Source organism: Methylosoma difficile, from assembly GCF_054657615.1.
This window is the reverse complement of sequence record NZ_BAAHYJ010000005.1, coordinates 125812-145423: the sequence shown is the minus strand read 5'-3', so window position 1 is coordinate 145423 and position 19612 is coordinate 125812. Positions and strand designations below refer to the sequence as shown.

Annotated in this window: 9 protein-coding genes; 1 reads left to right on the top strand and 8 read right to left on the bottom strand. The window is 47.5% G+C overall.

Going from position 1 to position 19612, the window contains the following annotated elements; genetic code table 11:
• Positions 1 to 21: 21 nt before the first annotated feature.
• Entirely contained in the window at positions 22 to 363 is a 342-nt protein-coding gene (locus tag ACYQ1O_RS14080) for a YcgL domain-containing protein (protein ID WP_459992596.1), read from the bottom strand.
• A gap of 25 nt (positions 364 to 388) precedes the next feature.
• Here ACYQ1O_RS14080 and ACYQ1O_RS14075 point away from each other — a divergent pair, with 25 nt between their 5' ends.
• Positions 389 to 1003 (top strand): CPBP family intramembrane glutamic endopeptidase, encoded by a 615-nt coding sequence (locus ACYQ1O_RS14075; protein ID WP_459992594.1) that lies wholly within the window; start codon positions 389 to 391, stop codon positions 1001 to 1003.
• Here ACYQ1O_RS14075 and ACYQ1O_RS14070 read toward each other — a convergent pair.
• The 7 genes from ACYQ1O_RS14070 to ACYQ1O_RS14040 form a co-directional block, all read right to left on the bottom strand.
• Positions 1000 to 3375, bottom strand: coding sequence for a tetratricopeptide repeat protein (locus ACYQ1O_RS14070; RefSeq protein ID WP_459992592.1), 2376 nt, complete (start codon positions 3373 to 3375; stop codon positions 1000 to 1002). The genes ACYQ1O_RS14075 and ACYQ1O_RS14070 overlap by 4 nt on opposite strands.
• Positions 3376 to 3605: 230 nt before the next feature.
• Positions 3606 to 4265 (bottom strand): hypothetical protein, encoded by a 660-nt coding sequence (locus tag ACYQ1O_RS14065; protein ID WP_459992590.1) that lies wholly within the window; start codon positions 4263 to 4265, stop codon positions 3606 to 3608.
• An 11-nt stretch (positions 4266 to 4276) separates the two neighbouring features.
• Entirely contained in the window at positions 4277 to 5998 is a 1722-nt protein-coding gene (locus tag ACYQ1O_RS14060) for a putative porin (protein WP_459992587.1), read from the bottom strand.
• Between the two features lie 24 nt (positions 5999 to 6022).
• Complete coding sequence (locus ACYQ1O_RS14055) at positions 6023 to 6688, bottom strand: TonB C-terminal domain-containing protein (RefSeq protein WP_459992585.1); 666 nt, start codon at positions 6686 to 6688, stop codon at positions 6023 to 6025.
• 9 nt (positions 6689 to 6697) lie between these two features.
• The gene (locus tag ACYQ1O_RS14050) at positions 6698 to 7102 is read right to left on the bottom strand and encodes an ExbD/TolR family protein (protein ID WP_459992583.1); all 405 of its coding nucleotides are present in this window, start codon (positions 7100 to 7102) and stop codon (positions 6698 to 6700) included.
• Positions 7103 to 7123: 21 nt separating this feature from the next.
• On the bottom strand, positions 7124 to 8929 hold the full coding sequence (locus ACYQ1O_RS14045; protein WP_459992582.1) for a DUF2341 domain-containing protein: 1806 nt from the start codon (positions 8927 to 8929) through the stop codon (positions 7124 to 7126).
• 178 nt (positions 8930 to 9107) lie between these two features.
• Positions 9108 to 19541, bottom strand: a complete 10434-nt coding sequence (locus ACYQ1O_RS14040) for a filamentous hemagglutinin family protein (protein WP_459992580.1) — start codon at positions 19539 to 19541, stop codon at positions 9108 to 9110.
• Positions 19542 to 19612: the final 71 nt, after the last annotated feature.

Below are 19612 nucleotides of genomic sequence, written 5' to 3'. Positions count from 1 at the left end.
CTAAGGAAAGGAGGGTCGGGCTTAGTTTAGCGGCAAATCCATTTTCGGCAATTGCACAAAAAAACCGTGGTCTTGCAAATGCCCCATCACTTTACCGACATCTTCGCTGGCTAATTTACGCTCTAACGACAATTGCAATTCCAGCACAAATTCCATTTTGCCCATCATTGACAGCAAGGCTTCCGGCACGCCGGAAAAATCATCCTTGGTTTTGACATACAAATACAAAAACTCTTTTTTTAAACTTTTATAAATAAAACACTGCACGTTTATTGCCCCTGTTGAACCGATTAAAACCCAGTCTTCGCCACACCTGACGGCAAAGTTAAGGTCTTGCGCCATGAAAGTGTATAGAATACCCACGCCAACCCTAACCTGCGGTTAACAAATGGACCATTCTTTTTTTAAATACGATGATTTTTTTAAGAAAGCTTTCTTGTTTGAAAGCTCGTTGATCTTGCTTGCCATTATCTTAGGCTGGATAGCCGGTATCAACCCTTTTAAAACAATCCAACTTTCCGAAACGGCCTTGCTTTACGGTGTACTGGGTACTGTGCCGTTATTTCTGATGTTTATGGGTATGCAAAAGCTCCAAGCCCAGTCGGTCAACACCATACGCGAATTGCTGTTAAAAACCTTAGGACCCGGTTTAAACCGTTATGATTGGACGGATTTGCTGCTTTTAGGTGCCATTGCCGGGCTTTCCGAAGAATTGGTGTTTCGCGGCGTGATCCAACCGTGGCTAGAAAATGCGTGGGGCTATTCGGTCGGTTTGCTGGTCAGCAGTGTTTTGTTTGGTGTGGTTCATGCCATGACCCCGCTTTATGCTTTGCTTGCCACGCTGGTCGGCATCTACTTGGGCTTGTCGATGGATTATGGCGATGGGCGCAATTTGCTGACACCCATTCTCATCCACGGTTTGTATGATTTTTTGGCGTTCCTGATGCTGATGCGCGCTTATCGCGCCAGCCTGGCGGGTACAAACCCGCCCACCATTAGCTAATTGCCATTCAGCGATTTTAAAGTCTTCATTGCCTCTTCCCAGCCATTAAACTCATTTTTTTTGTTGATGGCTTTTTCCAAGAATATTTTGGCTTGGTTTTTATCACCTTTCTTAAAATACACCATGCCCAGATGATAATTGCTGACCGCTTCATCAGGGTTTTGTTGGCTAACTTTTAACAACAGCCGCTCGGCTTTGTCATAATCGCCTTTTTTATAGGCAATCCAAGCCACGGTATCCAGCCCAAACCGATCGTTACTTTTTTCCAGGCTTTCAGCCAATTGTTCCGCACGTTGCAACGCGGGTTCGCCGGTGCCGTAATCGGTCAGGTAACTCGCCAAATTATTGATGGCGGACAAGGATTTGGGTTGATGCTGATAGACACTTTCATACAAGGCCAACACTTTGTCATGTTCGCCGTTTTGATGGTAAATCGACGCCAAATCGCCCACCAAATCCGGTTGCTCGCCCGCTTTTGTTAAACCTTCCTGCAACGTTTTGATGGCTTCCGCTTCGTGATTTTGCAATTGGTAAACCAACGCCAAATTGCGGTAATGACCAGGCCAGTCCGGTTTGATGGCAATGGCTTTTTGATAGGCTTTAATGGCCTCGGGCAGCTTGTTGGTTTGGCTGTAGACATTGCCCAATAAACTGCAAGCAACAAAATTTTCAGGATGTTGCTTAATCAGTTCGTTCAATTTGACAATTGCCTTATCGGACTGCTTAAGCGCCAAATAGCTTTTCACCAATTGCGTTAACGGTTCAACCGCCAACGGCTGTTTGTCCAAAACTTGCAAATAACGGGCAATGCTTTTATCGGTTTTGCCTTCGGCCTGATACGCCAAACCCGATAAGAAATAGCCGGTAGCCAGTTCGGCATCACTGCCTTGGAACTGCTGGGCCACTTGCTGGGCTTTATCCCATTGTTTTTCGGCGATATAGACTTTAAACAACAACTCCAAGCCACTGCGGTTATTAGGGTTAAGTTTAAAAAGCACCGCCAATTGCTGCAAGGCTTTCTGAGGGTCGCCCATCCGCAACCAAATGCTTGCCAAACGTTCGCGCGCAGTTTCGTCTTTAGGCGACAATTCAACAATTTTTTCGATATTTTCCCTTGCCAAAAGCCAATCGTTCGCCAGCAAATGGGCATTGCCCAACAAACTGAGGGCTTTGATATTTTGCGGTTGGGCGGCAAGAACTTTCCGGATGGTTGCCACAGCATCGGGCAATTGCCGCTCAGCGATGGCAATTTCACCTTGCAACAACAAAGCATCGGTATTGTCGGCTTGTTTGGCGAGCAATTCAGCCACCAACGGCTTGGCTTCCTGCAAACGGTTACTTGCCACGTATAAACGGGCAAGGCTGGTTTTAGCCTGATAAGCAACGGCTTTGGCATCAACCGCCTGTAATTCTTTCAAGGTTTCTTCTACTTTATCGGCCTGCTTTAAGGCCAGCTGCAACTCCGCCAATTTAAACTTTAACTGATAATGCGTGGGTTGCTGGCCTATCATGGGGATCAGTTCGGCAACCGCCACTTCGGGCTTTTTTTGGCTGGCTAAAAAATTAACCAACAAGAGTTCCGCGTCTTCGTCATTGTTCAGCTCATTAACGGCTAAGCGCAATAATTTCTCGGCCTCGTCAACACGCTTTTGGTTAATCAGCAAAATGGCAAGGCGTTTGCGATGTTCCAATTGCTTGGGTTCAATCTGAATGACGGCATTGACAAGCGCCTCAGCCTCTTTCACTGATCCGCCATTGATGTACAAATCCGCCATAAGCAATCTGGGCGCGATAGCTTTTGGTGATTTTTCAATCAATTGCTGCAACACGCCCGCCGCTTTGTCAAGATTGCCTGATTTTATCAACAACGAAGCCAATAAAACCGATGCGCCTTCGTGGTCAGGTTGTTTTTGCAAGGCTGCTTCCACTTCAACAAATGCTGCGTCAGTGTTGTTTTGGGCGGAATAAGCTTTTGCCAGCAATACTTTTAATTCAACATTGTCCGGCTCGATAGCCAAGGCTTGTTTAGCCAATTGTTCGGCGGTGTCCGGCTTGTTTGCCAACAATAAAATCTGGCCTAATTTAATCCGGGCAGTAATTTGCTTATCGTCTTTTTTTATTATCGCCTGATATTGTTGGGAAGCGCTGGCAATATCGCCCATCGCATATAAAGCATCGGCAATTTGGTAACGCTCATCAATATGATCTTCAGCAATCGCCAAGGCATTATTAAATGAAACTTGGGCATTCGCCAAATCACCGGCTTTATAAAGCGCTTTGCCTTCATCCAATAAATGGGCAATTTTTTGTTGGTTACTGTCGCAAGACAACAAAAAGCCGAAAACGATAATGTGTATAAATAACTTAAGCATAGGCTTGATTAATAACCTTATTGGATTGAATATTGGCGAATAAACGAATGGTGGTGCTAAATATTGTGAATCACAGAATATTAACCTCCATGTTAATGGTTAAAAAACCTTTAATTGAAAATTAATTGACTAAAAAACGACTTTTACGATGTTTGATGTATAAAAGCTAATACCCATAAGATATTAGCTTTTACATGAAGGGACGATTTTACTTTATCGCAGAGGAGATATTATTTAATATCTTTTGGGGCATATTTTTGCTTGTTAAGTTTATCTTCAAACTCTTGCATCAAGGTTTCAAACTCAACATTATTAATTTGCAAAACCGGTTCGGAATCGACAAGTGTGTCTATAATCCCACGGTTTTGGCAGCTTTTATAACCTTCAATAATCTCTTTGCTGACTTGGTAAAGCTTGACGTTTTTTGCTTCGCAGGTTTTCAATTCCGACGACGTCATTTGTTGTTTATTCGACAAATTGCCGTGCTGGGCAGTCAATTCAGCTTTCGATTTGTTCAAGGCGTTGTACTTTTCAATCACCTCTTTCAATCGCACCGTGGTGGCTTCAAGCCTGCCTTGCAAATCATCGGTACTGGTTTTTTGCGCCGCCAAAGCCTGATCCAAGCTTTCCTTTTCCGCAACCACAGCAGCCTTATCTTTTTCCGATTCTTTTTTCAGCTTATCCAAATCAGCCAAAACTTTCTCGTTCTCAAGCTTCAGACGGTCGCGCTCGGCGGTAATATCCTGCACCATCGACTGTAGCTTGGCGACAATTTTGGCATTGCCACCACCGCCATTATTGTCACGGACAGCGGCTGATGGGCTTCCGGAAAAGCCCAGCGCGGCAACAAGAACCAGCAATACAGGTGTTCCAACAAGATTACTTTTCATGGCTGCCATTTTTAGAATCTCGTATTTAAGTCAAGCTGCAAGGTATCAACAGAATACGTAGGGCCATTGATAACGTTGGTGCTTAACCATCTGCCGGTGAACCAAACATTTTTCATCAAGCCTACGTTACTACCAATGACCCAACCTTTGGCATTTGTACCGCCTAAGTGGAAGTCGGAATCGGTAAACGCATCCACTAACGCGTTGGCTTGTACGAATTTATACAAGGCAAAGACATTCCAATGTCCGTAACGGTCAACTTTTGGCCAGCCACCATCGATACGTACTTGCCAAGCATCAGTTTTGTCAGTGATATTGTTAGCCTTAGCAATTGCTGAATTTTGATCAAATCCGACGTTTTTAGCATAGTCGGCTGCCAATATGACGTGGTAAGGTGCAAAAGCGGCAAAATCGTAAGCGGCATTGATGTTGACGATTTTAAAGTCGCTAGCCAAACCGAAATCGCCGGGGTTGCCATTCGCATCAACACACAACGAGACAAGATCATTACCACCTTGCGTAAATTGTGTTTTTGAGAAATTCACCGCATTGGAGTTGACGCTACAATTTTCACCGTTTGCGTTGGTAGTCGTATTGTTATTTACCACGCCCCTAATGTTTTGGTAATCATAATAAGCAGCACCTAAGCGGAAAAAGTCTTGGTTATCCATGCCCCAATCCAGCCCCAACTGACCACCAAACAACCATTTGCCTGGCGAATCATGGGCGCTTTCCTGTAATGGGAAAGCCCCTAAAGTTGCGTAGGCCAAATGTTTGTCGTCGCTTTTTTCGTGGATGCCGCCTTCGGTAGCCAAGCTATGGCGGGCGGTAATGGCGAAACCTTCAAAGTTTAAGTCAGTATCCCAAACCAATTCACTGCCTGCGGTAAACTCGCCACCGCCGACATACCAAGGGTTGGCGATCCTGCCGCCGGAAACGGTCAGCCATTTAAAGCCATCTTTATCAACCGCGTCATATTTAAGGTAAGCCCGATCAACATTGAACTGATATTGACCTGCGTAGTTGCCCAAAGATTGGTTGGTCGAAACCGGATCCATGAGGCTGGTGGTGGCATTGACACCGGTGGCAAGACGGATACCGGCTTTCAGGTTATCCGCCACTTTTGAATCAATGGACAGCCTTAAACGTTCGCGGAAGCGTTGGCGGTCATCATTAGTATTAATCAAGGCATCCCGAGTATCGTAGTTGTTAGTGCCACTATTGATAACATTAGCATTATAGTAATTGGCATTTAGACTTTTTTCTTCATCCTGGATAATATTGTCACTACCCATGTAATCGCCTTGCGAACGCAAACGCAAATCACCCGAAATTTTAAATTTGTTGATCCATTCGGGCAGCGCACTGGGTACGCCCCATTGCTGGGTTTTGGCTTCTTTCATGACATCGCTGACCACATCGGCACGCAATTCCGTACGCACTTGTTGGCGGATTTCGTCTTTAACAAAATCGGGTACATAAGGGACGCGGACTTCACCGGCTTCGGCGGGTTGGTCGCTGGTGCTGGTTTTGGTTTGCTGCTCCGCATCCGCTTCCGCTTTTTTAATCATTTCATCAGCTACTTTCTCAGATAAAACACCCTGTTTTACCAATTCTTTGATGAGGTTGGTTGTGGTGTTACGCAGCTTTAATAGCTCTTCTTTTTCGCCTGCGTTAGCAACGCCGACCAAACCACAAAGTGTAAAAGCCAACAACCGCTTTTTGTTATCCATATTTTTACCTGTAAAAATAACTGTTTATATTTTTGATTTAATTCTTAATTTGACCAGCTGCGCCATTCCCGGAGGGGAAGGCTCACTCACCCGTTTGTATTTGCCAATCATTTTTGCCAACAATTCGTCAATATCAGGATGGTTACTGCCTTTTGATAATTGGAAGCGCTTGATTGTGCCATCGGGTTCTACCCAAATTTCCACGATTGCGGTGTAGTCTTTTTTACGTAACTCTTCGTTCTCAGACAATAAATCAAGAATTTCATTTTTGATGATGCCGTGATACCAAGCAAAGGGGTCGCCGCCTTCGCCGCCACCCAATAAGCCTTTACCCCCCTTACGGGCAGCCAAGCCGAAACCATCCGAACCCGCCGAACCTTCAGCATCCAAACCTAAATCACCCGGTGGCGGCTCGGCAACATCGGGTATTTCTTCGGGTTCTGGTTCGGCTTCTTCCTGCACTTCCTCAACTTTTTCCTGCTCTGGAGGCGGCGGCTCCTCAACCTTAGGTGGCGGTGGCGGAGGTGGTGGCGGTTTCAGCAAAGTAATCGGCTGTATTTTTTTTTCTTTTCTTGCCGGTTTTTCTTCCATGTTGCTTATAAAATCAACAATAAACCAGATGGCGGCTAATAAAACGATGCCGCCAACGGTCATGGGAAGATAGGCTTTAATGCTTTTCTTAGTTGTCATGCGGTTGTATTACTTGACTAGGTTTTGGGTCACAAGACCAATCTGGGTAATATCCAATTTACCTAGCAAGGCGAGGACGTTGACAATATTGACGTACTGGACTGCCGCATCACCTTTGATGACCACGGGCAATGCAGGGTTGACTGCTTTATATTGCTGCAAGGTCGATTCCAGCTGATCCATCGTCACCGGATAGGTATCCAGATAAATCGTACCGTCCGCCGTAATGGTGATCGCTTTGGTTTGTGGTTTGGACAAACTGGGCGTGTCACTGGCTTTTGGCAAGTTGACGGTAATACCCTGTACTGCCGCCGTTGTCATCAAAATGAACACAACCAACAATACATAAGCCAAGTCAAGCATTGGCGTAACGTTAATTTCGTCATACGCCGCATTATCTTCTTGTACTTTCATGATGATTTGCCTGTCGTATGATTAAGTGTGCTGTTCAGCCAGTTTGGCGATGAATTCATCAACAAACACTTGCATGTCAGCAGAAATGATTTTGATTTGGCTACCCAAATAGTTGTAACCAAAGAGCGCAGGAATCGCCACACCCAAACCAGCAACCGTTGCTGTCAAAGCTGCCGCAATACCGGGTGCAATCGCGTTAACGTTAACCTCGCCGCTGACCGCGATCGCAGCAAAGGTAATCATTACCCCGACAACCGTACCCAACAAGCCCAAGAAAGGGCCACCGGCAATGGCAATCGTCAACAACACCATTTGTGAGTTCAGCTTTTGCAGTTCGCGGATCATGGTGGCATCCATAGAAGCTTTAACAGCCGCCATGGCGGTTTCTGAAATGGTTTGTGAACCCACACCTGATTTGAGCAAACGTTTGTTCATTTCTTCGACGCCAACATGGTAGACGCGATAAATGGATGAACCTGAAAACTCTTTGTGTTTGGATGTTAATGAGAACAACAAAGGCGACTCTTCATATTCAGAATCGTCATCGTCATTTTGGCTGTTCAAACTGCTCAGTTCTTGGACGCCCAATTTGCTGAACGCTTCTTCAAAACGTTTGTTGTATTTTTGGATGCTGCTTAAAACAATGCCTTTGACCACCATCACAATCCAGCTGATGACGAACATCACCGCCAAAATACCGATGATGACCCAGCCGTCAATGGTGACGTTTTTTAAGGTTGCCATGACATAAGACTCGCCACCTTCTTCGCTATCGGGTGTTGAATCTTCGCCGTAAGCCACTACTGCTGAACTGGCGCCTTGCATATCGACATCAAACTTGATGGCATTGGCATCACGGGCGATTTTGTAAATGTTCAATTGATCCAACAAACCGACATAGCCTCTGGCGGCAATCGAATCCGCACCAATGGTGATTTCACCGGTCAGGTCTGAAAGCGCGAACGGAAAGCTGCCTGCGGCAACGCCGTCGACATAAACTTTAATTTCGCCAGCCGTGGCAGCAACCGCCAAATGATGCCATGCACCCACCGCTAAAGGCGCGGTTGCTGTAAATTCTTGTTTTCCGGCATCGCCACTCACTTCCAAAACGGCGTTTTGATCTCTAACGGCAATTGTAATGCCGCCAGCTGCCGCTGTGCGTTGAAACAACACTGCATTTTGTTGTGGCTGGTCAAATTTTAACCACGTATCAAATGTCCAACCGTTGGTTGGCGACATTTGCAAAGAAGGCGTGGCAGGAATACGGATAACTTGTCCGCCTTGGAATTGCGCGGCGCTGCCAATCAAACCACCTTCAATGACGGTAGCCGTGGCTTCCGATGGACTGTTGGCGTTGGCGGTCAAATCTTTAATGCCGTCGGCAGCAAAGGCGTAGCTCAACACTTCACCTACGGCGAAAGAACCGGCAGCGTCTTGTCCGTCAACTGCTTCTGCATTGCCGTAGTACAACCAAAATGCTGGCTCAGGTTGGGTGGCAATGTCTTGCGGCAGTTTTACCCACAACAACGCCATTTCGTTGACAGTGTCGAGCTTTTCAATATAGAACTTCAAAGGCGTTTTTTCATCGCCAGCCAAAACACGGAGGTCTTTGCCTTGTTCAGCCAAATCAAGGAAGTATGAAAAATTACCAGTGTGCAATCTTACTAATGCAAATGCGTCAGTAGGGATGGTTACGCCTGATTGTTGAAGCTTTTGCGTATCCAAGCTTATTTTTTTCTTGTAACCCCAATCGTCATTCCACCAGGCCGAAGCAAGGTTGGGCAACAAGACCAAAAACATTAGTAAAAACCAAAACCGTTTCATCATTTATTTCCTACTTAAATTAATACCTGAATTATCACTAAAATTCGTTACAGAATTATTAATAAAAAACATTAAACGTTAATTATTAAGTAATTAGAAAATCCGTTAGCAAAGAACCAAACAAAAGCTTGCTATGGCCTGGTTTCAGATCAGGCCATAGCGTTACGTGGTTTTGCTTTTATTAGTTTTTACAGCCTGTTTCGGACTTGCAGTCAGCGCTGACCAAAACATCCACACTCAGCACGCCCAAAGCTACATTTTTAGGTTTTGATTTAGTGTCTTCCGACATATCGGCTGACGCTTGGGCCACTTGGCTGACGTTAGCTCCAATATTGCTGACCCCAGTTAAGGCGGCGGCAATACTGGTAGGCGCAACAGGAACACCACTACCAACACCGCCAATATCAATATTGTTTGCACCTCTGACGGCGGTGGCAGAAATGGTCACGTTTTCCGCACCGATACCCGCCTCACCCGCATCAATCACACCTTTAGGGGCAAACAAGGCGGCGTTACCGGCTTTTTTAGGATTGCCATCGCTGTCAACCCCCTCGCTGTTCGCGGTTCTGATACCACTACCCGATACAGCGGGGCGGATGGTCGTGACGCGCCTGTCATTTTTGTATTCAACCACTAACTCAGGCACAGACAGTGCCGACTTCGCACCACGACCCGCATCGATGTCGCCTTCTGAAGACCAAAGCAGGATGTCCCCACCACCTTGGGTAAAGATGCGCGATTGGTTAACTTCAATATTGTCATTGACCATCGCATTAATGCTGCCAGCGGCTTGGGTGATAATGCCCAGCTCGGATGAGGCTTTTACCAACCCTGGGAACGCAAACGGCAAACCGGCGTTAATGGAACCGCCTGGCACCATCAAGTTAATGTCGCCACCGCGCGTGGTCTGGATGGTACTGAACACCAAACTCAAATCACCTTTCCAATCCGTTCCTGGGAAGAAGGCTTCAATGGCATCGTAGGCACCTGCGTTGCCAGCGGCTTTGTCCAACGCCGAAGCTGAACCAGCAATGTTGATTTCGCTATACAAGACCGAACCCAAGACCGCGTTCAATTGCGGTTCAATGGCAAGGTAATCATCGGGTTTAAGGGTTCTGAAGGCAGCAAGCGCCGCCTCTTCGCTTAAGCTGTCATCACTTAAATAAATACGCATATAGCTGGTGATGAGCGATTTGACTTCAGTAAGCTCGTCTTTATAAAGTTCAAACTTCAAGTTATTGGCAGGATCGGAAAGGTAATCAACAAAGCCAATGTAATCGGCAGCACCGCTATTTAAACCCGCCACAATATTTAAGTTGGCTCCGGTGTCCGGCAAGTCGGCCTTAATTTGGTTGCCTACCGAACGGATACCCCATGACGCGCCCAAATCAATATTGCGCCCGCTCTTAACCAACAACTCACCCGCACCGCTGACCCTAATACCTAAGTTTCCGGCGCGGCCCACGCTTAATAACCCCGCATCGTTTACCGTAGTGGTGACAATAATATCCCGACCAGCGGCAACAACTGAGGAGTCATTGGCATTGTTGTTTTGCACGCTGATGGTAGCGTTTTTAATATCACGACCCGCTTGGATGATGGCTTTTTTGGCGATAAGGAATCTTGTGCCATCAATATCGCCTTCTTGAGTAACCACCCTAGCCGATTGGGTGTCGTTCAAATGAAGGATTGGCAGGATATTTTGTGCTGTAGACGTTAAAGTCGTCAGTGCAAACTGAGAAAGAATTTCCTCTAAATTTTGAGACTGGTACGGAGCGGTGACTGTCGGCAAAAGGCTTGGATCCGAATCCAGCAGTGAGATACCTCCCAATACACTTGTTGAAATACCCTTTATATTATCCTTGGCAAATACATCGAGCGTCGATGTTGCTGAAGGGAACAAGGTAATATCCGACAACAACAGGCTGCCGCCAAATGCCGTTGCCTCCAAGGAAGCCGGATATATTTTTGTTAAGCTGAGAAGACTTTCTGATACACCGTTAAAAAACGAAAGCGCTTCGGTGTTGTTATCTAATTTGATGTCACCCGAAAGCGAACTCACCGACAATTTACTTGATTCAGAATAGCTAAAATACTGTGATGCCGGTGCAGCAATAAAGGCATCGGTTACCGCATTCACGCCCAAACCTCTATTGGCATTCAAACTGAACTGGGAATCTCCCATAATCAGTTGCGGGCCAACCGCATATTGAAAGACGTTGCCAGCAGCAGTGAATTGTTCGCCGCCGGTAATTGCCCCACCCGCGTTCAAAGTACCTTGCCCTTTACCTAACAGATAGACGCCGCCAGCAATATCACCGCCGGCATTGACCAGCATCTCACCGCCGCCGTTGATTTCCAGCTCGTTGGTGGTGAACAGCGGCAAGCCTGTGTCAGGGTCATAAGAGCCGGATAGTTCACCCACCTGTTTACCGGTGGTCGGCATAATCACCGACAAGTCGCTGACATTACCTGCGGCATTGACTGTTACATTGCCGCCACCAAATGAACCGACGTTTTCTTGGAAGTTTTGGAAGCCAGACGCATCGGTAAAGTCGATACCCCAAGCAGAAGCCAGCTTCTCGCCAGATGCGGAAACGCCACCCGCCAGTTGTTTTAGCCAAGTCCGGAAACTTGTTGAGCTAATCACCTGGTTGCTGTTGGCCCCAATAATGTCGTTGTCGCTGTTTAGCGTTAAATCACCGCCGTCAATCGGATATTCCACGGGGATATAACCCGCCACAATATCGTCCGTTAAGCTGCCATAAGGATTGCTGCTATCTTGTCTGCCTGCGGTATAAACCGTTGAGAATTGGCGCGTCAAAATGATATTGCCGCCCGCCGCCAAGGTGATGTCACCGGTACCGGTCCTGACGTAGACATCCCTTAAGATACTGTTGGCGCGTTCTTTATTGCCGATTTTCAAATCGGCATTGCCTGCCGCCAAGGTGCTGGCATCGGCTTTGATGGTGGCGACACTGTCAGCCGATTGCAAATCGGCACCGGCAGACAACTGGTAAGTCCAAGACTCGCCAGCGGTTACGGTTTCTAAGCCGTATAAGGACGAATAAGCAAAGCCATCGGTCAACGGCCTTTCAATATTGAAGGCTCCCGACGACCTAATCACCAAGCTGCCGGCTTCACCGTTATATTTCCAATCAATCAAATCCCATTTTTCTTTTAAGCTCAAATTGCCGTCGTAGTCAATTTCAACACCCGGGCGCAACACAATGCCTGAGCCTAAATCAACTTCAGCCGTACTCATGTAGCTGTCGGTGTCGTTTTTAATGGTATTGATGACATCCGCCGTAATCTCACCATTGCTGATGTCGGCATTACCGTACTTTTGCACGGCATCGGCATAAAAATGGTTATAGCCTGTCACTGTTCCGGCAATCGGATCAATATTGATACCTGTGCCGTTACGTAAAGCGCGCAATTCAACTTGTCCGCCTTTGGCTGCCGTTGCACCGCCCACGTCAATTTTTGAACCGCCCATCACGCTGATGCGCCCCATGCCATCAGCATCGTTATCCACGGTGGACAGCAAGACTTTGCCGCCTTTACCGCTAGAGCCTTTCGCCAACAACGCACTGCCATCGCGCAATTTAATGTTGTCGCCTGCATACAGCTGGATAGTGCCGCCTTTTGTGCCGCTGGCATTTAATGTACCGGAAAGGTCAATGCTGCCTTTGTCGGACACCAAACTGATGCTGCTAGCGTTCACTTGTTTGCCCGCGCTTTGGATGATGTCAGCTTCGCGGGAACGGAAATAAATGCTATCGGAAACACCGGCGCTTGCCAGTGTCGCCATCATCGAGTCAAAGTTTTGGCTACCGAAAAACGTTTTCTGGTCGATTTGCGCGCTGCCGCCTGTCGCTTTCAATTGTCCAGCCAATTCGACCGAACCATTGGCGGCTTTCAAGACCAATTTACCGCCACGGGTGCCGCCGCCACCTGAACTGAGATCAACTGCAGACCCCGCCAACAAATGGACGCTGCCTTGATCGGCCTGCGCGCTCAACGTACCGCCGGAAGTATATTGGATGGCATCAGCAAACTGTACGGCACGGCCTGCCAAATCCAGCGTGGCATTGGCCCCCACGGTAACATCGCCTTGCAGCGCTTGTAGCGTCAGTTTGCCGGATGGCAATTCAGCAAAGGTGTTGAAGTTGACGGAATCTGCCACAACGCTGATTTCTGCACCGTAAACGTTTGTGGTGAACGCTTTTGCTGAAGCGGCACGTTCAAAATTCGCCTGATGACCGGTGGCATCAATAGCAAATACCGAACCGCCTGTCGCGGTCAGGTAATCAGCCGTGACATTCAAGTCACCGGCTACGGTCAGCTTGCTTTTGCCATCGGCAACAAAAGCCAAACCACCGGCATCGGCATTCTGGCCTTTGATGTTGACGGTATTAAAGCCGGTGACAGCAAAATTGCCCGCACCTTGGGTGTATTGTTTGGCGCTAATATCAAAGGTGCCGCTGCCTGTGCCGCTGGAGGTGCTAGTCGCCGTCAACGTGTTTTGTACGGTTAAGGAATCTGCCTGAATTTTGACGGCTTTACCGGCATTCTCAAAACCGTTGACACCCGCACCGCTTAAGGTCAGGTTGTTGAAAGCCAATGCCGACAAACTGCCGTCATCGGCAACTTGACCGACGTTGCCATAGAAATTGATGGTGCTGCGGCTGTTGAGCAGCAATTCGTCAACATTGATGTTCGCCAATTGGCTGTTGGTCAGTTTCAGGCTGTTATCGGTCAAAGCCGATACTTCACCAATAGAAATGCCGTTGGCGTTCAAGCTCAGCGATCCTTGCTGCATTTGAATATCGCCCGACAAATCTATCGAATGGCTGGCATCCAACAGCACCGATTGCAAGGCACTGCCCTCACCGCTAATGGTGGAACCGGAAGCCAAAATCAAATCGCCTTTCGTACCGGTTATTGACGTACGGTTTAAGGTGACTTGTTGGTCGCCAGACACCCTCAACAGCGCGCCATTGCCAGTGACGTTTAACTGGGTATCGCCGGTATTGACCTTGTCGCTCACCACGATAGAAGCGCCTTCTTTCACCTCTACTTTAGATTTGCCTGCCAACACCAAATCTTTCACTTTTAAATTGACGCCATTTTCAACCGTTACCGAATCGGTATTCACAGCAATATCGGTTTCACCGGTGGTGTTGTTGCGGCTTCTTTTCCCTCCTAACAACAGGCTGTCAAGATTGAGGTTTTTCAAATCATCGGCCTTAATTTCCAGGCCATTGGCGTTAGAACCAGAAAGCTCACTGACCACCACAATTTTGTTGGAGGAAATATCAACCTTGGCCCCCCTGCCCCCATCGGCGGCAGCGGAATTGATGCTACCTTCCAATAGCAATTGGTTTTGGGCTTCCAAATACAACTGCCCACTGTCTTTAGGGATCAGTGGGGTATCAACACCATCGCTAATGGCTTTTTGGGTGAAAAACTCACTGGCGGTGTTTTCGTCATAAGTGGAATGGCTTCTAATCTGGTCGCCATTTTCGATGAGGAATCCGGTTGTTCTGGAATCGCGCGTACCGGTTGCCGTATTGGCGTAATAGCCGGACATAATTGTCAAACCATCCGTCGTTTTGGTATTGACAACCGTATCGGTGGAATTGGCTTGTGGCGTCACCAAAAACGCCCCCGGCAACAAGGCGTAACGGGCGGGCATAATGGTGTAATAACCGGCTGCCAGCTGGTCGTTACCGCTCAAGTAGACAGTGCTGCCGACTTCATATAAGGATTGCTGGTCGGAAGACAACTGATCAACAGCCTTATTTTGCAATGGATCGGAAACATTCATTGCCGATGATTGCGAAGGCACAATGGCAAAGCCACCGTTATAGGAGGAACTCGTGGTATCTAAGTAATCGTAGGTACCACCAATACCTGATTGGAATTCATAGGCCAGCAAATCACCGCCACCCGAAATGTCAACCACACTGCCTTTCTGCTGCTTAATAGACGGTGATTTTAAATTGATCTGTTTGGTTTGGATTTGGGTTGAGCTACTTGAGTTATTGTAAACAACACTGGATGGTTCAAGATAAGGGTAAATCCACGCCACTCCGCCTAGGGTCCGACCAAACGGGATCAACAAGCCATCGCCCGAAACCGAAGTGACGCTGTTTTCACCTAAAGTCAAGCTGGTGCTGGCGGTCAGGTTAATGGTGCCAAATGCGGCTTTAAGCACACCGTTTTGATTGATGATAGGCGCTTCAACATTCAGCACGCCATTGGCAGCTAAAGGCGAGGTATCGGTATCTTTTCCGGTAATGGTAATGGCACCGTCCGGATTCAGCGTGCTATCGACCTTAATGGTAAATTGGGTCAGTGTAGACGGATAAATCTGGCTGGAAGACAAATTGATGTCGGCAGCGGTCGCCATAGAACCCGGATGGTCTTTATCTATTTGATTATCAAAGCCCACCAACCTTAAGTCGTGGTCACTGTTGATATTAATGGTATCGAAACCATTCCAAACCGTTGCCCCCACCAAATCAACCGAATTCGCATGGGCGGTAAACACACCTTTACCTTTGGTGAGTGCGGTGGTATTCGATCTGGAAAGCTCGTCGCCAATTTTTAAATAGGCCGTGTCAATATTTACATCACCGGTTTTTGCTGATGAACCGGTTTCGGCTTTCCATCCTATGGTTTTTGCGGACAAATCAATGCGCGATCTGGTCGCCAAATCGACATCGCCTATAAACCGGATTTGACCACTGCTGGCTAAACGCAAATCATCAAAACCGCCTTCACGGACTTGTTGGCTACTGATGGTAGCTTTGCCGTTTAAACTGCTTTCCTTATTGATGCTGTCAGGGTTGTTTTTGAAGTTATCCAGCAAGTCGCCATATTCAAGGTTTTCATCCAGCAACTGGGCTTTATTTTCAGTTACGTTAAGGGTGGCTTCTTTTTCAGGAAATGCGCCTGGAAACGCGTCCCTATCTGCATTATCAACTATATTTTCACCCACGGAGAAATCCAAGCGTCCATTTTTATTGGTTTCTGAACCCGCAAAACCTTTTAAATCCCCATCTAAAATAATGCCTTGGGCAGCAGCAATGCTGATCTTTCCGGCATCGGAACCGACATCTGTGGCTTGATAACGATCTACTGCCGTACCGGCCTTATTGGCAACCGGCAAGTCGATGACACCATGGGAACCGGACACATCAATCAGTGCGCCTTGTTCTTGGATAACATAACCCCGATTGGCGGTCAGGGTAATGTTACCGCCATCCAAAACTTCACCGCTGCGTCTGCCCAAGGCATCCGGCAAGTCATAAAGAGTCTTGCCTCTTGCCAATAACTTGGCATGGCTACCCAACCAAATGCTCTGCCTGGCATCATATGTCTGAGCAGGGTCACCAATAATTTGCAGGGTAATATTACCGCCCGAAGTCTTGATGGTTCCGTCAACATAAACACCTTTTGTCGATGTTGAACTTAAGGTGATATTGGCGCGGTTATCAGCAAGAATGGTGCTGCCCGTGCGCATTGACACGCCGGCGCCCCCCGAAAAACTCAAGTCAACCGCGTTGCGGTTTTGATCGGGCAAGATTTCCAAATTGCTGAAAGCATCCAAAGATGCGCCACTGGCTTGGGCGGCAAAACCGGTTTGCAAGACATTATTTTGTTGGATGGGTTTTAAGTGGGTGTCACTTTTAATGACCAACTCACCTGCTTCTGCCAGATTAATTTCACTAAAACCGCCATTTTTGGCAACATCAAAATTTCCGTCAGTAACCGTTAACAGCAAGGTGCTGTCTGCAACCGGATGTTGTTTGCCAGAAACCAAAATATCAGGACTGTTCAATGTCAGCTTACCGCCCTGTTCAATGCCTTGGGCAGACAACTGACCATCCAAATGCAATCTGGCATTCTGATCAAATTCGCTTGTCGTGGATGACAAACTGATTTCGCCGCCTTTACCTGCCGTCAACTCTTGGTCTAGCGAATACCAAGCGCCGCCATTGGCCTTAAGCTGCGACCCTGTATTCAAATTGACATCGCCTTGGGCGCTCAGTGTGATGCTGCCGGCGTCAATCGTCAGCGGTTCAGTAGGGGCCGTGTCGAAACCTTTTTGGTAATCATTCACCCAACGTCCGGAAACATCCAGCACACTGTTTTCAGCGACGGTAATCGTGCCGGAATCGGCATCATTGGCGTAAGCAGTCGAGGTCAGTTTGATGTCGCCGCCGGGAAGATAGATATTACCTTGCACATCAATGTTTGCCGCATCTATCTCTAACAAACCACCGGAATGGTTTTTGAAATCGGGGGCCAAATCGGCATCCGCCGCAATTTTGGCGTGTCCACGGGTTTTGATAACAATGTTTTCTACGCCTGAGCGGTTAACAAAGTCTTCAGAGAAAATAATGTCATTCGGCTTGCCATCAGTGGTGGGGAAAGCCTCTGTTGTGGCAACCGTTGTAGCGGCGGCTATTTCTTGGAAAATAATATTTTGCGCGGAGTATAAATTGTCACCCACATTTTCGTTAAAGGTGAATGAACCGCCAAACGGGGCTTTATCATCGGTGCGCTGGTAAGTTCCGACTTCAGTACCCGCTACTAACTCGCCGCTCCAAGACATTAATGGCGATTTGATGTTTAACTCACCCGCATCCTTACCTTCGACATAACCTTTTTCAAAACGGCCTTTGGTAAAAAAGGCACTGGTATGGAAGGTTTCGGTGACACCCCATTTGGAGTGGGTTTCTGTAACGGTTCCATAAATGGAGGTATAAGTCTGATCGGGGTCGGCGTTGCCAATATCGGTCAATTGACCGTTTTTATCGATCAGCTTGGTGGTGTTGATATAACCGTCTTGATATTCAATAGAACCACCGGAAATGTCGATGACCGCGCCTTCATTGACGACCACTTCGCCGCCGGTTTCAATATTGACCGTACCGCCTTCGCTTAGGCGTTCATCCAAGCTTCTTTGGATACGGGCTTCTGCACCGCTGGTATCGAGAATCTCGTTATCTTGCCTTAAGTCAACTTTTATCGTCTGGCCTTTTAAAATGCCCGACTTTTGTACTGGCGAATCGCGTAAATCGTAACTTTGCACCGAAATCTCGGCAACGTTACGCTCCATTGCCACTTTAACGCCGGTTTTGCCAGAAACGTCTATTGACGCACCTTCTTCAAGGGTTACCCGGCTTTTCTTGCTGGAGGTATCCGTTGCATAGGAATTCAATTTTCCGGTAATCGAATTAATTACATCTGGAGTTTTAGTGGCGATGATATTGACGTTTGCCCCCGGTGCCACAATGCTTGCCCCGGCATGGGTGTCATCTTTGCCTTTAAAAACAATCTGATCGGCGACAATATCAATACGCGATTGCGGCTGCTCCTGCGCGTCAATTGCAGTACCGCCGCTTTCGTCAGCAATGATCTGCGTAACACTGCCAGAACCCAATTCCACACTTGAGCTGGTTCCCAAACCATCATCCAACGCTTCGCTGCGGTCGGTTTTGTTGGCAACCAATTGACTGCCAGTAAAGCCGTGCTGCTCCCTTGCCAGCAACCTGATCGAGCCATTTTCTTTAATCGACGTGGTTGCCGTCAGCTTGCCATCTTGCTTGACGGCAAAACCCGCCAAAGTGATGTTGCCTTGTTTGACTAAAATATCGCCTAAGTTTGAAACTTTACCGCCGGTATCCACTTCAACCAATAAACCGTTAAATTGGCTGTCGCTGCTGACTGGCTGCAAATACACTTTGTCTTGGCTAGCCACCAAAATGACTTGACCAAAATTACCGGTACTAATCGAGCCACTGTTTTGGACTTTTGATGAAGCCATCAGCACCAAACCATCGTCGCCCACTTTGATTTTTGCGCCTTTTTCAATTTTGATTTTGGCATCGGCTTTTGCCGCGGTCGCCGGATCGGAATTGTCATTACCTAAAGCAGGGTTTGATGAATCCGTATCGGTTTGCTTAGTGATGCCCTCAGTCAACACTTCATCGGTAATGTTTAAGCTAGAAACGACAAAAGAGCTGGTGTTGACGACGGCTTCCTGACCAAACAAAAAGCCGTTTTGGTTGTACAGGTAAATCTGGCCATTAGCGGTCAATTTACCCAAAATTTCACTGGGGTTTTCTTGGAAGATACGGTTAAGGGCAATGGAGTCGCTGCTTTTTTGATGGAATTCAACTTCATGGCCGGTGCCGATGTTGAACGACTTCCAATTTAAAATGGCATTGTCACGGTCTTGGATATTGACATCGGTTTTGGTGCCATCGGCATTTTGTACCGTCACCGCCGCCGTTGCGGCATCATTAGCCTCTGGCAATGGCGCCAAACCCGGGCTTAAACCCGCCGTACCCACAGCGGCGGCAGCCGTTGCCGCCGCATCAGATTGCGCAGCAGTAATTGAGGATGTCACATCGGCAGTCGCTGCGGCTTGGGCGGCTGCAATGGCGGCATCTGCCGAATCGGCATTAACAGTGGATGCCACCGACCCCATAAACATGCCGCCAGCAATCGCCATGCGGATAGAAGCGGATAACGGCGCTAGCTTAAAGGCTTCGTGTGAAACGATGGATGCTGATGTTTTGGGTTTGTTGACCATGACAATGTCTACCTACAAATGGGTTTGTTTAACGGCTGATACCGTCAAATAGTTAGCCTTTTAAATTAAAA

Excerpts from the sequence above, each read along its gene's own strand:
- ACYQ1O_RS14070 (WP_459992592.1), bottom strand. The coding sequence starts at position 3,375 with ATGCTTAAGTTATTTATACACATTATCGTTTTCGGCTTTTTGTTGTCT.
- ACYQ1O_RS14040 (WP_459992580.1), bottom strand. The coding sequence starts at position 19,541 with ATGGTCAACAAACCCAAAACATCAGCATCCATCGTTTCACACGAAGCC.
- ACYQ1O_RS14060 (WP_459992587.1), bottom strand. The coding sequence starts at position 5,998 with ATGGATAACAAAAAGCGGTTGTTGGCTTTTACACTTTGTGGTTTGGTC.
- ACYQ1O_RS14055 (WP_459992585.1), bottom strand. The coding sequence starts at position 6,688 with ATGACAACTAAGAAAAGCATTAAAGCCTATCTTCCCATGACCGTTGGC.
- ACYQ1O_RS14075 (WP_459992594.1), top strand. The coding sequence starts at position 389 with ATGGACCATTCTTTTTTTAAATACGATGATTTTTTTAAGAAAGCTTTC.
- ACYQ1O_RS14045 (WP_459992582.1), bottom strand. The coding sequence starts at position 8,929 with ATGATGAAACGGTTTTGGTTTTTACTAATGTTTTTGGTCTTGTTGCCC.
- ACYQ1O_RS14065 (WP_459992590.1), bottom strand. The coding sequence starts at position 4,265 with ATGAAAAGTAATCTTGTTGGAACACCTGTATTGCTGGTTCTTGTTGCC.
- ACYQ1O_RS14050 (WP_459992583.1), bottom strand. The coding sequence starts at position 7,102 with ATGAAAGTACAAGAAGATAATGCGGCGTATGACGAAATTAACGTTACG.